The organism is Nonomuraea cavernae (genome assembly GCF_014646355.1).
Classification (GTDB): Bacteria; Actinomycetota; Actinomycetes; order Streptosporangiales; family Streptosporangiaceae; genus Nonomuraea; species Nonomuraea cavernae.
Genome location: NZ_BMNH01000008.1, coordinates 207888 through 222065, shown reverse-complemented (window position 1 = coordinate 222065; position 14178 = coordinate 207888). Strand labels below are relative to the sequence as shown.

The window sequence follows — 14178 nt, the reverse complement described above, 5'->3', positions numbered from 1 at the left end:
CCGTGACCGGCGGTCAGGGGGGCATCCGATGCGATTCCGCCTTATGGAGCGATGACGAGGCTCCACATGGTGGCTCTGAGGCTCGCGGAGTCGGCGGTCGCGGTCAGGCCCGATCTGGTGCCCGTCGCCACCTGCGCTCCGCTGTCGGTGAGCAGGCTGGTGATCCTGCCGTTTCCGGTGCCGCTCTGCGCGGACCTGACCGTCTCACCGGCGGGCGGGGCGAGCGTCGTGGTGGCCGACGACTTCTCGCCCCAGTAGGACACGACCCAGCTGCCGGGCGTCGTGACGGCGACGGCGGGCGTGGTGTGCTCCGCCCGCGTGACGGTCTCGTTGACCGACTCGTGGGCGGCGACCACCTGGTTGCCGGTGCCCCGGTAGGCGACCAGGGTGAGGTCGCCCTTCGCGAGTCCGGAGAGGGTGACGGAGAGCGGGTCGCCGCCGTCCTCGGGCGCGGCCACCTTCTTCCACACCTTGGTGAGCACGCCGCCGTTGTCGCGGGTGCCCACGACCGTCCAGCCGGTCACGCCCGCCGGATCCGGCATCGTGACGGTGGTGTTGACGGTGAGGAAGAGCAGCAGGCCGTCGCCTCCGGCCACGGCGGCGGGGACGGTGAGGGCGTGCGTCTGCTGGTTGCCGCTCGTCCTCGCCATGCCGACGAACTGGATCTCGCCGGTGTTCTGGACCACCGAGATGTTCTTGGTGACCGTGTGCGCGGCGCCGGAGTTGTCGGTCACGGTGAGCTTCACCGGGTAGGTGCCGGGCGCGCCGTAGGTGTGCGAGGAGGACTGCCCGGTGCCGCCCGACGCGTCGCCGAAGTCCCAGGCGTAGCCGGTGATGGAGCCGTCGGGATCCGACGACGGGCTGCCGTCGAAGGTGCAGGCCAGCTCGGTGCACATCACCGCGAAGTCGGCGGTGGGCGCCTGGTTGGCGCCCTGCACCGTGACGGTGGCCGTCGCGGTCGCGGTGCCCCCTCGGTCGTCCGTCACGGTCACCGAGATCGGGTACGTGCCGCTTCCCGGGAAGGTGTGGGCGGCCAGCGCGCCGGTGGCCGTCGTGCCGTCGCCGAAGTTCCAGGTCGTGGCGACGATCGTGCCGTCGGGATCGGCGGAGCCGGTGTTGCGCACCGTGCACGACAGGTCGGCGCACGAGGTGGTGAGCGCGGCCACCGGTGGCCTGTTGGGCTCGGTGGCGCCCGCCGCGGCGTACAGGAACAGCCCTCTCTGCCGCCAGTCGACGCCGTCGATCGCGGGACCGCTGACGGCCACCACCGTGCCCGCCACGGGCAGGCCGCCCGCGAAGTCGGCGCGCAGGAGCCGGCCGTCGACGCTGTCGCTGAGGTAGAGCTTGTCGCCGGCCAGGAACATGCCGCCGACCCGCGAGAAGTTGAGCCCGGTGATGTTGCCGGTGGCGGTCGTGCGCTGCGCCCCGACGATGTCGCTCTCCGGTGAGAAGCCCCGGTAGTAGAGCGAGCTCTGGCCGGTGCGGGTGAAGTAGAGCCGGCCCGCGTGGTAGAACATGCCGGTCATGTTCTGCATGTCGGTGGCGAAGTCGGTCAGCCCGTAGAGGTTGACCTCGCTCGGCGCCCCGAACGCGGTGCCGTCGAAGGTGCGCCTGTAGAGCTTGCCGTCCGACCAGGCGGTGTAGAGCCGGCCGCTCAGCATGACCGTGCCCCTGGCGCCCGACCAGGCGACGCCGCCGCCGTCCACCGGCTGGACGGGGCCGGCCGTGGCGCCGTCGTAGGAACGCCGCTGCACGGCGTCGGTGCCGCCGGCTCCCGCCTGGTAGACGTCGCCGGGCAGCGCGCCCGCCGAAGGTGGCAGCACGATCGTGCCACCGGCCAGCGGGAACATCGCCAGCCGGGCGTGGAACTCGCCGTTGACCCGGTCGGTGTCGCTGCCGAGCCACAGGCCGGTCGGGGTGGCCGTGAGGTCGAAGACGCCGACGCCCAGCGTGCGTCCCGGGTTCCAGGTCAGCGGGATGCCGCTCACCGGGTCGAGCGCGGCGATGCCGGCTCTCGGCACCGCGCCCTGCCCCGCCGCGTCGCCGCGGAAGGGGTTGTTGGCCCAGCGGAAGTGGCCGCCGACGTACACGGCCTGGGGGGTGACGGCCACCGCGTAGCTGGTGTCGCCGCCGGTGTAGTTGATCCACGTCGGGTTGAGGTTCGCGCCGGTCGCGTAGGTCTCCCAGCGGGCGTGGGTGTCGCAGAGCCTCGGCGGCCCGCCGGAGTAGGCGCCCGTGGTGGTGACCACGAAGAAGCGGCCGTCCGGCGAGTAGTCGACGTCGCGCATGTAGGTGTTGAACGAGCTGGAACAGGTGGCCGTGTAGCGCGTGGTGTCCCAGTCGGCGAGCGTGGCGCTTGGGCCGGTCAGATCGAACTGGACGAGCTGCCTGCGGTTCTGGCCGCCGACGGTGGCGAAGTTGCCCACCGCCACGAGCCTCGTCTCGTCCGGCGTGACGTCCATCTTCAGGATCTGCGTCGTGCCGCCGTTCTGGGTCCCGGCGAACTGGAGGCCGACGTACGGGTCGAAGGCGCCGGTGTCGGGGTCGATCGTGGCCAGGGCGGCCTGCTGCTGGCCGTTGACGGTGGCGAAGGCGCCGCCGACGTAGAGGCGGCCGCCGGCCAGGCGCAGGTCGAGCACGCGGGCGCTGAAGTTGGGCACGAAGCCCGGCAGTGCCTGCCCGGTCGTGGTGTTGAGCCTGGTCAGGATGCGGTTGGTGGCGCCGTTGACCGTGCTGAAGGAGCCGCCCGCGTAGATGGACTGCCCGCCCGGGGCCGGGAGCAGGGTCCTGACCTCGTTGTTCATGTTGGGCACGAAGGCCGTGTCCAGGCGCCCGGTCGTGGCGTTGAAGGCGAAGAGCCGGTTACGCGTCTGTACGGTGGCGCTGTCGAACTCGCGCACCTGGGTGAAGCTGCCCCCGACGAAGACCCGGTTGCCGATCTGCACCACGGCGTTGACCTGGCCGTCCAGGACGTGGGGCGTCCAGTCGACCGGGTTGGCGGAGACCACCCTGTCCTGGGGGTACTGCACAGCCAGCGCGGGTCCCCCGCAAACGACAAGAATTCCGGCCAAAGCCACGGCACAAATCCGCGCTAAACGGCCATTTCCCCCCATCGGCCCTCCTCAGGCCTCGGAAAACGTCCCAACGCCCCGATCGCTGGCAAAGTATGACACGTTCCAAGCTCTGTGGCATGAGGCAATTTTTGCCACCTTTTCCCTACCGGAACGACGATCACTGCCCTCTTGCACCTCGGGACGGATGCCCTCACTATGGACGCGGCCCATCACCAACAACGCGCACTTCGAGGGACATGTCACAAATGGCGGACATTGCGGTAGGTGGCCCGCTTCCGGCCTCCGGACCGCTCGCCCTCGCGTCGCGGCGCAGTCCTCCCCGGCTCCGTCCCGGCTGGCCGCTGAGCGTGATCTTCCTCGGCTTCCCCCTCTGGTGGGTCACCGGGCTCAGCACGTTCATCTTCCTGATCATGGCCGTCCCGATGGCCGTCGCGCTCCGGCGCCGTCCGGTGGTGCGCGCCCCCCGCGGCTTCGCGCTGTGGCTGTTCTTCCTGGTCTGGATGCTGATCGGCGGCCTGACGCTGTTCGCCGACGCGCCTTACGGCGTGCCCGGGGGCGAGCTGAGCAGGCTGCTCGTCTTCGGCTACCGCTGCGGGTGGTACCTCGCGATCACCGTCGTGCTGCTGTACGTGGGAAACCTCACCGAGGAGGAGCTCCCGAGGGCGCGGGTGATCAGGCTGCTGGGCTTCATGTTCGTGGTGACGGTGGTGGGCGGGCTGGTGGGCATTCTGGCGCCGCACCTGGAGTTTCCGTCGCTCCTGGAATTGGTGCTGCCCAAAAGCCTGACCCGGAACGACCTTATTTCCAGCCTTATTCATCCTAAAGCTGCCACTTTGACCACATTCCTCGGTTACGAGGAGTCGCGGCCCATCGCGCCCTTCGCCTACGCGAATTCGTGGGGCGCCAACCTGGCGCTCTACCTGCCGTTCTTCCTCCTGGCCAACACCGGCCGGAAGCCACGCTGGCGGCGGGTGCTGCTGGTCTCGGGCCTGCTGCTCTCCCTGTTCCCGGTGATCTACTCGCTCAACAGGGGGCTGTGGGCGGTGCTGGGGCTCGCCGCGGCGTACCTGACGCTCCGCTACGTCCACAAGGGCAACCGGTGGGCCCTCCGATTCGCCGTGGGCGGGGCCGTCGCCCTGTTGCTGCTGGTCACCGGCTCACCGCTCAAGGCGCTGTTCCAGCAGCGGCTCGACACCCCGCACAGCAACGACCGGCGCGGGCAGCTCTACGTGGTGACGACGGAGAGCGCCGCGATCGGCTCACCCGTCGTGGGATTCGGCTCCACCCGTGACCTGCAGGGCAGCTTCGCGTCCGTGGGAGGCGGTGAGCGTCCCGGCTGCAAGGGCTGTGGCGTGCCGCCGCTCGGCACGCAGGGCAGCCTGTGGTACCTGATCTTCGCGCACGGTTTCGTCGGGGCCGCGTGCTTCCTCGGCTTCCTCGTCAGACGCTTCGCCACGCACTGGCGAGATCCCGACCGCGTCAGCATCGCGGGGTGCTGCGTGCTGCTGAGCTTCGCGGTGTTCCTGCTGATCTACGACCTGCTGGACGCCCCCCTCTACACCGTCATGATCGCCCTGGCCCTGATGTGGCGCCGGGAGCGATCCGGCACGGAGGTCCGATGACGGCCGGCGCCTGGACCGAGACCGTCTCCCGCCTGTGGCCGGGCAGCGACGTGAGCCACGTACACCGCCGCGGCGGGCAGCTGGTGTTCCTGCCCAACGCGCGCGAGGCGCGGATCCTGCTGCCGCTCGGCGCTCCCCGGGCGGCCGGCGCCGCGCTCCGCCGTTTCAGCCACGACCTCGGCCCGCGTGCGCGCCTCGGCCGCGGCCTGCTGTCGCTCGCGCTGCGCACCGGCCTTCCGCAGCGCCTCCTGCCCGACCGGGTCCGCGTCGGCCCCGCTGACGGGCCCTCCGTGCAGGACCGGCTGAGCGACCTGCTGGGGCAGCCCGTCGTGGTCAGCGTGACGATCGGGAACGAACGCGCCAACCGTAAACCGGTCCTGCAGGCGCTGACCCCGTCGGGCCGGTCGCTGGCGTTCGTCAAGATCGGTGACACCGACGTCGCCCGCGCGCTGATCGCCGCCGAGGCCGACGCGCTCCGCACCCTGTCGGCCTGCCCGCCGCGCGGGATCAGGACCCCCCAGCTGATCGCGTACGAGTCGTGGGGCACGGTCGACGCCCTGGTGATGTCGGTGTTGTCGAGCGGCGTGCGCCGGTGGCGGCCCCGCGACGAGATGCCCGTGGGAGCGATGGCGGAGCTGGCCTCGATCACCGCCACCACCGCGGAGCTGGCCGGCAGCCCGTTCTGGAACGGTCTCACGGCGACGCCGGACCTGCTGCCCGACGGCGAGGCCGCCTCCCGGCTGGCCGCCGTGCTCGACCGGCTCGGCGAACGGCACGGCGGCGTCCGGCTGTCCTACGGCGCCTGGCACGGCGACTGGACCCCGTGGAACATGGCCTGGCAACGCGACGTGCTGCACCTGTGGGACTGGGAGAGATTCGCCCAGGCCGTGCCCGTGGGATTCGACGCCCTGCACTACGCGCTCCAGCAGATCGGGCCCACCACCTCCTGGACCGTCCAGCGGGTGTGGTCCGGCGACACGCCGTCCGTGCTGGCGCCGTTCGGCCTGAAGGGCCCGGCGGCCTCGACGACGCTGAGCCTCTATCTGGCCGAGCTGTGCGCGCGCTACCTCGTGGCCAGCAGGGGCAGCATCGGCGCCCCGCTGCGGGCGCAGGCCGACGCCCTCCTCGATCTGCTCGACCGCCACACGACCACCAGCTGAAAGGGGACGAGATGCTCTCGCGCCGGTCCGCGCCGCCGTTCGTCAAGCAGATCGGACGGTCCGTGACCCGCCAGGTGGGCCTGGCGACCAGCCGAGCCCGCATGCTCCCCGGCTTCCTGCTCGTGGGCACCCAGCGAGGGGGCACCACCTCGCTCTGGCGCGCGCTGACGGCCCATCCCGCCGTGGTCCCGCCGCTGTTCCACAAGGGGGTCCACTACTTCGACGTCAACTATCCCCGCGGCAGGCACTGGTATCGGGGCCACTTCCCGGTGCGCGCGCTGGCGACCCGGCGCGCGTCCGCGCCGCCCGTGACGGGCGAGTCCGCCGGCTACTACATGCACCACCCGCTCGCCCCCGGCCGGATCGCCAAGGACCTCCCGGGGGTGCGGCTCCTGGTCGTGCTGCGCGACCCGGTGGAACGTGCCTACTCCGCCCACATGCACGAGCTGGCCCGAGGCTTCGAGACCGAGCCGTTCGAGCGGGCGCTGGAGCTCGAACCCCAGCGGCTCGACGGCGAGCTCGCCCGGATCGAGGCGGACCCCGGCTACGTCAGCCACAGCCACCGCCACCACTCCTACGTCGACCGCGGCCACTACGCCGACCAGCTCGACCGGCTTTTCACCCTCTTCGGTCGCGACCGGGTGCACGTGCTCTTCGCGGAGGACCTGTTCGCCGGCTTCGAGCGGGAGTACGACCGCATCCTGGCGTTCCTCGGGCTGCCGAGCTGGCGCCCCGCCACCCTGGGACGCGACAACGCGCGGCCCCGCTCCCCGATGCCCGAGTCGGTCCGCCGCGACCTCGACGCCCACTTCCTGCCCTACGACGAGCGGCTGGCCCGGCTGCTCGGGGTGGTGCCGCCGTGGCGGCGCTGAACCCCGACCCCACCCTGGCCGGCTACGCCGCCTTCGTCCGCCGGCACCTGATCACGATCGTGCTGCTCGTGGCGGCCGGCACCGGCGCGGGGCTGATCCAGGGCATGCTGACGCCCCCGACCTACACGGCCTCCACCCAGGTGTTCGCGCCGGCCACGCCCGTCCATCCCGGCCTGGAGCGCAAGCCGGATCAGCGGCTGCCACGCGACGTCACCATCGACACCGAGGCCCAGTTGCTGCGGTCGAGCCCGGTGATGGACCGGGTGGCCGCCGCGCTCGGCGTGAACCGCCAGGGCGCCGCCGAGGCGATCACGATCAGCGTGCCCGCCAACAGCCGGCTGATCACCGTACAGGTGCGCGACCGCGATCCCGAGCGGGCCCTCGCCGCCGTGATCGTGGCGACCGACTCCTACCTGAGCCTGCGGCGGCAGATCGTGGCCGGGATCCGCCAGCGCCAGCTCGAAGCCCTGCAGTCGCGCATCGGCGTCGTGGAGGTCCGGCTGGACACGTTGTCGAAGGGCAGCGTGCGCCGGGACGCGGCGTCCCGCACCCGGCGGGCCTCGATGATCCGGCAGATCAACGAGCTCGAACGCCAGGTGTCCAGAATCCAGCGGCAGAGCGAGACCACCGGCGAGGTCGTCAGGGCCGCCTCGGTGCCCAGGCGTCCCGACCGCGACAACAACGAGGTGCCGGTGGCCTCGTACGCCGCGCTGGGCCTGCTCGCCGGCGTCGTCATGGGCATGCTCCGCGACCGTCGCGGCAGAGTCCCCGCACCATCCGAAGGAGCCGTACGGCATGAGCCAGAGCCCGAGCCCGACCTGTCCGCCCGTCTCGGTGATCGTCGCGACCCGCGACCGGCCGGCTCTTCTCGCTCAGGCCCTTGACGCGATCCTCGCCCAGGACTATCCGGGGCCGATCGAATGCGTCGTCGTCTACGACCGGGCCGAGCCGGATCCCGGCCTGGCCCGGGACGACGAGCACCGTCGCGTGATCGTGATCTCCAACGACCGGACCCCCGGCCTGGCGGGAGCGCGCAACACCGGGGCGCTCGCGTCCAGCGGGACCTTGCTGGCCTTCTGCGACGACGACGACGTGTGGCTGCCCGGCAAGCTCCGCGCCCAGGCCGACCTGCTCGCCGAACGCGGCGCCGAGGTCGCGGTCTGCGGGATCGTGGTGCTGTTCGACGGCAAGGAGACGGAACGGATCGCCGACGAGACGGCGTTGACCGTGACCGAGCTGGCCCGACGCCGGGTGATGGAGGCGCATCCGTCGACCGTGCTGGTGACCAGGGACGCCTTCCTGCACCGCGTCGGGCCGGTGGACGAGGACATTCCGGGCAGCTATGGCGAGGACTACGACTGGATGCTGCGGGCCGCCGCGACCGGGCCGATCGTGGCGGTGCGAAAGCCCCTGGTACGCGTCCTGTGGGGGTCGCAGTCCTTCTTCCAGCGCGACTGGCGGATGGTCGTCGACGGGCTCGAGTACCTCGCCGGCAAGCATCCCGTGCTGCGGGCCGACCCCCGCGCCGCCGCCAAGCTGATGGGCCGGCAGGCCTTCGCGCTGGCGGCGATGGGGGCCAGGCGCGACGCCCGCCGCCTGGCGTGGCGGACGTTCCGCAGCAACTGGCGTCAGCCGCGCTCCTACCTCGTCTTCCTCATGTGCGCCGGCCTGGTCCGGCCGGAGTTCCTGCTCCGCACGGCCCACTCCTTCGGCCGGGGGATCTAGGCGAGGGATCTGGGCGGGAATCTGGGCGGGGAATCTAACGGCGGTCTTTCAAGAGGTCGTTCACATAGCCCTCGAAGCGTTCGACTGCCTGCGCGACGGAGCCGGCGGCGTGCTCGGCCGCGAACTCCGCCCGGTGCGTGAGTGCCCTGGACACCAGCGCGCCCAGCTCGGACTCGCTGCCGGCCACCGCGATCAGCCCGGAGGCGGCGAGCCGCGCGCAGAAGAGCTGCTGGTGGTCGTCGACGTGCTCGTTGAGGACGGGCGAGCGCGGCACGACGATGGGCTTGACACCTCGCCGCCTGGCCTCCGCGATCGTGGTGGGGCCGCCGTGCGACACGATGACGGCGGCCTCGGCCATGAGCCGGTCGACCTCCTCGTGCTCCAGGTAGGCGTGCCCCTCGGCGTGCCGGGGCGGGCGGGACGTGCCGTGCTGGACGACGCAGCGCGCCTCGTCGCGATGGGCGGCGGCCCAGGTGTCGGCCCAGCCGACGAGCCGGGAGAAGTCATGGTGGTCGGTGCCCACCGAGACGAAGACCGTCCGCCTCACAGCAGGCCTCCGATCACTCGCGCACGCGGGTAGAAGCGCAGCTGCTCTTCCCATTGCACGAGGAAGAGCGTGGTCAGCGGCGAGCAGAGGCGACCGGTGAGCGTGGCGCTGTCGAGCCGGTCGTACACCTCGATATAAACCGTTGGAATCCGCACAAACTTCGCAATTAGAAAAAACGGAAAGGCCACCCCGGCGCCCGTCGAGACGATGAGGGCGGGCCGGTCCCGGCGGAGCAGCTTTATGGCCAGCCGAAAATTGCGTACGAGGTTGGGCAGATTGCGCGTCGTGGGGTGGTGCCCCCAGACGACGTTCTCGCCCCTCAGCCGCGATCGAGCGTCGTCGGTGTCGAAGGTCACCCAGGTCCGGTGCCATTTTCGCCACCACGGCTCAAGGGAGGCCAGCTGTGCCAGATGCCCCCCGCTCGACGCGACCAGCAAGACTTTTCGCTCTTCCGCCACGGCCGCCCGCTTTGTCGCACATCCGGATTAGGTTCAGCTCACAGTAGAACATTGGCCATATTCCGGTAAACTTCGTGCCGACATTGCCTGGGGACGCGCAAAGGGGGGCGGGGATGGCGGACGACCAGATTTCCCCCATACGGTCCAGGCTTTTTCTGGGGGCTCTGCTCCATCACAAACTGGTCATCATCGCCGTCACCCTGCTGGGCGCCCTCGCGGGCGCCGCCGCCGGCTACGTCCTTCCGCAGACCCACGTCTCGTCGGCGACCGTTCTGATCATCCCGCTGACCGGCAACCCCTACTCCCCCGAAGGGCGCGGCGACGACCTGATCAACCTCGCCAGCGAGACCCAGCTCGTCACCGCCGACGTCGTGGTCGCCCGGGTCGCCACCCAGCTCGCCGCCCCCGACCACGCCACGCTGCGCCGCAACGTCAGCGTCCAGGTCCCGACCAACACCCAGACGCTGGAGATCTCGTTCGCCGCCGGCGACCCCGAAGAGGCCCGCAAGGGCGCGGCCGCCTTCGCCACCACCTACCTCGCCTTCCGCCGGGAACGGTCCGAAGTCATCCTCGACGACAAGCTCGCCGAGCTCGCCGAGCAGGCCAAGAAAGTCGACACCAGCCTCCAGAAGGCGACCTCCGAGCTCGCGTCCCGGTCCCTCACCTCCGCCCGGCGCAACTACCTCTCCCACCGCATCACGCAACTGAGCAACCAGATGGCGGTCCTCGACGAGCAGTCCAACGACCTGGCCAGCACCCCGGTCTCGCCGGGGCAGGTCATCTCCTCGGCGTCCACCTCCTCGGAGTCACTGACGTCCGTCATCGGGCTCTACGGCGCCGGCGGCCTGCTCGCGGGTCTCGTGCTCGGACTGCTGGCGGCCATGGCGCGCGAGCGCGCCACCGACCGGCTGCGCGACGCGGCCGCGGTCGGCGCGATGGGGGTCCCGGTGCTGGCCGTGTTCGACGGACCGCCGCACCCGGCCGCGCTGCTCGACGCGGCGACGATCACCGGCCAGGCCAACCGGGGCCTGCGCACGGCCGTCATCACCCGGATGAGCCGCCCGCGCTCGGCGATCCTGGTCGCGGGCGTCTCAACGCGCGACGAGTCGGCGCGGGTGGCCGCCCAACTCGGCGTCGGCCTGGCCAACACCGGCGGCCGGACGATCCTGATCGACGCCAACCACAGCGCCGTGCCCAGCGCGTCGGCCCTGTTCGGGATGACCGAGGCCAAGGGGCTGCGCGAGGTCCTCGACCGGGCCGGCGAGCCGAAGGACATGCTGGCGCCCTACGACGACCAGCTGAGCGTGCTGCCGCAGGGCACCGACCTCGCGCGGGCGGGCGACCGCCTGCCCGGCCGCCTGCTGATGAAGACCGTCGGGCGGCTCCGCCAGCAGGCCGACTTCCTGCTGCTCAACGGCCCGGCGCTCAGCGACCCCGACGGCCGGGCGGTGTGCATGGTCGCCGACTACGCCGTGATCGTCGTGACGGCGAAGACGACCAGGAGGCGCGACCTGCTCGACGCCTACCTCCTCGCGCACCAGTCCGACATCGAGGTCATCGGCGCGGTGGTCGTCAGACCGCCCACGCGCAAGGCGGTCAGGGCGGCCGGGCGGGCGCTGACCGCCGAGCGGCCGATGAGCCCCCCGCTTCCGAGAGGCACCCGCCAGGCGCCCGTCACGCCGAAGAACGAGGCCCCCGGCTACGTCTCCCTCGACGAACGCGACGAACGCGACGAACGCGACGACGGCTTCGCGGCGCAGCCGCCACCCGCGCACGAGGTGGCCGACGACGCGACCTCCGCCACGGTCACCTTCCCCGTCGTCTCGGACAACGTCGTCTCGGACAACCTGCCCGCGAAGACCGGCAACGCTCGATGACGGGGACCGCCGGCGGCAACCTCTCGGCGCTCGCGCGCGGTGGCTCGCTCAACCTGGTGGGCGCGGCCGTGACCGGCGTGGCGCAGTTCGCGCTGGTCGTGGTGGTCGCGGCGGCCTACCCCCTGGACGTCACGGGCGCGTTCTTCGCCGCCTCGTCGGTCTTCATCATCCTGGGCGCCGTCGGCGAGCTCGGCACGGACGTGGGGCTCGGCCTGTGGGTGCCGCGCCACCTGGCGCTGGAGCGCTCCAGGAGCGCGGCCAGAACCGTCATGGTGGCCCTGGTCCCGGTGCTGGTCGTCTCGGTCGTGACGGCGGCCGTCATGTTCGCCGTCGCTCCCTGGATCGGCGACCTGATCGCCGCGGACCGGGCGGCCGAGACCGTGGCCATGCTCCGGCTGCTGGCGGTCTTCCTGCCGATCTCGGCCGTCGGCAACGTCCTGCTCTCCGCCACCCGCGGGCACGGGCGGATGCGGCCCACCGTGATCATCGACCGCATCGGCCGCCCGCTGGGCCAGATCGCCGGCATCCTGGTGGTCTCCCGGTTCACCACCGATCCGAGCCTGCTGGGGCTGATGTGGGCGCTGCCGTACCTGCCCTCGCTGGTGGCCGCCGCCGTCGTGTACGGCCGGCTGCACCGCCGGGCGACCGGCGAGTCGCCGCCGGTGCGGGAGATCGCCGGCGAGTTCTGGCGGTTCACCTCGTTCCGGGCGGTCTCCCGGGTGTGCCAGACCGCGTTCCAGCGGGTCGACATCGTGATGATCGCCGCGTTGAGCTCTCCACTGGACGCCGCCGTCTACACCGCGGCCACCAGGTTCGTGGTGTTCGGGCAGCTCAGCAGCCAGGCCGTGCAGCAGGTCATGCAGCCGATCGTCAGCCGCCAGCTCGCGCTGGAGGACTGGCCGCAGGTGCGCGAGACGTTCAGGGTGACGACGATCTGGTCGGTGCTGCTGGCCTGGCCGGTCTACCTGGTCACCGCGGTCGCGGCGCCGGCCTACCTGCTGGTCTTCGGCGCCGAGTACAGGTCGGCCGGCGAGGTGACGGTGATCATCCTGTCGGTCGCCATGCTGGTCGCGACCGCGGCCGGCCCGGTCGACACGATGCTGCTGATGAGCGGGCGCAGCGGGCTGAGCCTCACGTACACGATGGCCTCGCTCGCCGTCCAGATCGGTCTCGGCGCGCTGCTCATCCCCTCGTGGGGGCTGACCGGCGCCGCGCTGGCCCGCGCCGCCGCGGTCGTGGCGCGCAACGTGCTCTCCTACGCGCAGGTACGCCTGTCCATGAGGATGACGCCGTTCAGCCCGGGCCTGGGGTGGGCCGTGGCGGCGACCTCGCTGTGCTTCGCCGTGCCCCTGCTCGCGGTGCGCGGCGCCACCTCGGCCCCGGCTCTCTGGTACGCCGCCATCGCGCTGTCCGTCGTGGTCTATGTCGCGCTGCTCTGGAAGATCCGCGGCCACGTCGCTCTCACCGCCCTGTCGGCCCTGCTGCCCCGGCGCGTGCGCGAGGCTTCCGCGCTGTCCACCGTCAAGGAGATCTGATGCCGTCCCTCAGCCGACTTCGCGCCCTGCGGCGGCGCTCCCGGGCCGTGTTACGCAGGCTGGCCGACCCCGGGGCGCAGGAGCGCCTCGTGTCGGCCGCGCGGGCCATCCCCTTGCCGCACCGGGTACGGACCGGGCTGTCCACCGCCTTCCTGCGGCAGCGCGAGATGGTCGAGGTGCCGCTGGACCGGTTGCTGCTCGGCGCGCAGAACGGCATGTCGGGCGCCGACTTCAGCGGGGCCGTCGGCGACCTGCTGTGGTGCTCGACCCCCATCGCCGAAGGGCCGCACGTCGCGCTGCTGCGGCTGGCCGAGGCCGCCGGGGGCGATCCGGCCGACGAGGCGATCCTCGACTCCCCGTACGGCGCGCTCGCGAGGCGGGCCATCGGCAGCGGCGGCCACTACTTCGGCGCGCGCGACGACGCCGGCATCCTGGAGACGGCCCGCTCCTACCTGCTGCGGCACGCCGGAGACGCGACACCGCAACCCGCCCGGACGTTCCAGAGCAGGCCGGACGATCCGGTGCTGGTGGCGCCCATCCGCTGGTCCGACCACTACCAGATCCTCGACGGCCACCACCGGCTGGCCAGCGCGGTGGTGCGGGGCGAGCCGACCGCTTCCGTCGTCGTCAAGAAGCTGCCCGTCACCACGCCCCTGCAGGACCACCTGCGCAGGATGAGCTGGCTCGACGGCACCCGGGAGCTGTACCAGCCGATCTCCGCCCCCGAGCTCGCGGGTGGCTGGCCGACCGTGCGGGCCTGCACCGACCGGCTGGAGAAGATGCGCGCGTTCGCCGGGGAAGGACGGGGACGCGGCTACCTCGACGTGGCGAGTTGCTACGGCTGGTTCGTCTCGCGGATGGGCGAGCTGGGCTTCGAGGCGCACGGCATCGAGCGGGATCCGCTGGCCGTGCCCCTGGGCAAGGCGGTGTACGGCCTGCCCGACGGCGCGGTCCGCACCGGGGACGCGGTCGACGTGCTGCGCGACACCGACCGCACCTGGGACGTCGTGTCCTGCTTCAGCCTGCTGCACCACTTCATCCTGGGCAGGGCGTCGGTCGGGCCCGAGCAGCTGGTCAAGCTCCTCGACAAGGTGACGGGGGAGGTCCTGTTCCTCGACACCGGTCAGGACAACGAGGCGTGGTTCCACGAATCGCTGGCCGGCTGGAACCCGGCCACGATCGCGGAGTTCCTCCGGTCCAACACGTCCTTCACCAGGATCGTGGATCTCGGCCCGGACGTGGACGCGGTCCCTCCCTACGCCGGCAACTACGCCCGGCACCTGTTCGCCTGCGTCAGGGAGGGCTGAG

At 71.7% G+C, this 14178-nt stretch carries 11 protein-coding genes; 8 read left to right on the top strand and 3 right to left on the bottom strand.

Annotated features, from left to right (window positions below):
- Window positions 1-41: 41 nt before the first annotated feature.
- Window positions 42-3029, bottom strand: a complete 2988-nt coding sequence (locus IEY82_RS16535) for a PKD domain-containing protein (RefSeq protein WP_225262812.1) — start codon at window positions 3027-3029, stop codon at window positions 42-44.
- Window positions 3030-3319: 290 nt separating this feature from the next.
- Here IEY82_RS16535 and IEY82_RS16530 point away from each other — a divergent pair, with 290 nt between their 5' ends.
- Genes IEY82_RS16530 through IEY82_RS16510 form a run of 5 tightly spaced genes read left to right on the top strand, consistent with a single transcriptional unit; the run spans window position 3320 to window position 8453 of the window.
- The gene (locus IEY82_RS16530; RefSeq protein ID WP_225262814.1) at window positions 3320-4696 is read left to right on the top strand and encodes a hypothetical protein; all 1377 of its coding nucleotides are present in this window, start codon (window positions 3320-3322) and stop codon (window positions 4694-4696) included.
- Window positions 4693-5856, top strand: coding sequence for a hypothetical protein (locus IEY82_RS16525; protein ID WP_189125005.1), 1164 nt, complete (start codon window positions 4693-4695; stop codon window positions 5854-5856). Before IEY82_RS16530 ends, IEY82_RS16525 begins: the two co-directional genes overlap by 4 nt.
- An 11-nt stretch (window positions 5857-5867) precedes the next feature.
- The gene (locus tag IEY82_RS16520; protein ID WP_189125004.1) at window positions 5868-6728 is read left to right on the top strand and encodes a sulfotransferase domain-containing protein; all 861 of its coding nucleotides are present in this window, start codon (window positions 5868-5870) and stop codon (window positions 6726-6728) included.
- Window positions 6716-7612 carry a Wzz/FepE/Etk N-terminal domain-containing protein gene (locus IEY82_RS16515; protein WP_189125003.1) on the top strand — a complete coding sequence of 299 codons (897 nt, stop codon included), beginning with the start codon at window positions 6716-6718 and terminating at the stop codon, window positions 7610-7612. The genes IEY82_RS16520 and IEY82_RS16515 overlap by 13 nt, the downstream gene beginning before the upstream one ends.
- On the top strand, window positions 7524-8453 hold the full coding sequence (locus IEY82_RS16510; RefSeq protein WP_189125002.1) for a glycosyltransferase family 2 protein: 930 nt from the start codon (window positions 7524-7526) through the stop codon (window positions 8451-8453). The genes IEY82_RS16515 and IEY82_RS16510 overlap by 89 nt, the downstream gene beginning before the upstream one ends.
- 34 nt (window positions 8454-8487) lie before the next feature.
- Here IEY82_RS16510 and IEY82_RS16505 read toward each other — a convergent pair whose 3' ends face one another.
- Window positions 8488-9000: a glycosyltransferase gene (locus IEY82_RS16505; RefSeq protein ID WP_225262816.1), complete on the bottom strand. Its 513-nt coding sequence runs from the start codon at window positions 8998-9000 to the stop codon at window positions 8488-8490.
- On the bottom strand, window positions 8997-9458 hold the full coding sequence (gene pssD / locus IEY82_RS16500) for a PssD/Cps14F family polysaccharide biosynthesis glycosyltransferase (RefSeq protein ID WP_189125000.1): 462 nt from the start codon (window positions 9456-9458) through the stop codon (window positions 8997-8999). Before pssD ends, IEY82_RS16505 begins: the two co-directional genes overlap by 4 nt.
- Window positions 9459-9571: 113 nt before the next feature.
- Between pssD and IEY82_RS16495 the strand changes: the two genes are divergently transcribed.
- Genes IEY82_RS16495 through IEY82_RS16485 form a run of 3 tightly spaced genes read left to right on the top strand, consistent with a single transcriptional unit; the run spans window position 9572 to window position 14177 of the window.
- Entirely contained in the window at window positions 9572-11335 is a 1764-nt protein-coding gene (locus IEY82_RS16495) for a P-loop NTPase family protein (RefSeq protein ID WP_189124999.1), read from the top strand.
- Window positions 11332-12870, top strand: a complete 1539-nt coding sequence (locus IEY82_RS16490) for an MATE family efflux transporter (protein ID WP_189124998.1) — start codon at window positions 11332-11334, stop codon at window positions 12868-12870. Before IEY82_RS16495 ends, IEY82_RS16490 begins: the two co-directional genes overlap by 4 nt.
- Entirely contained in the window at window positions 12870-14177 is a 1308-nt protein-coding gene (locus IEY82_RS16485; RefSeq protein WP_225262818.1) for a hypothetical protein, read from the top strand. The genes IEY82_RS16490 and IEY82_RS16485 overlap by 1 nt, the downstream gene beginning before the upstream one ends.
- Window position 14178 lies beyond the last annotated feature (1 nt).

Bases quoted from the DNA above. Each gene is read 5' to 3' on its own strand.
- IEY82_RS16490 (WP_189124998.1), top strand. From the start codon at position 11,332: ATGACGGGGACCGCCGGCGGCAACCTCTCGGCGCTCGCGCGCGGTGGC.
- IEY82_RS16520 (WP_189125004.1), top strand. From the start codon at position 5,868: ATGCTCTCGCGCCGGTCCGCGCCGCCGTTCGTCAAGCAGATCGGACGG.
- IEY82_RS16495 (WP_189124999.1), top strand. From the start codon at position 9,572: ATGGCGGACGACCAGATTTCCCCCATACGGTCCAGGCTTTTTCTGGGG.
- IEY82_RS16510 (WP_189125002.1), top strand. From the start codon at position 7,524: ATGAGCCAGAGCCCGAGCCCGACCTGTCCGCCCGTCTCGGTGATCGTC.
- IEY82_RS16530 (WP_225262814.1), top strand. From the start codon at position 3,320: ATGGCGGACATTGCGGTAGGTGGCCCGCTTCCGGCCTCCGGACCGCTC.
- IEY82_RS16485 (WP_225262818.1), top strand. From the start codon at position 12,870: ATGCCGTCCCTCAGCCGACTTCGCGCCCTGCGGCGGCGCTCCCGGGCC.
- IEY82_RS16525 (WP_189125005.1), top strand. From the start codon at position 4,693: ATGACGGCCGGCGCCTGGACCGAGACCGTCTCCCGCCTGTGGCCGGGC.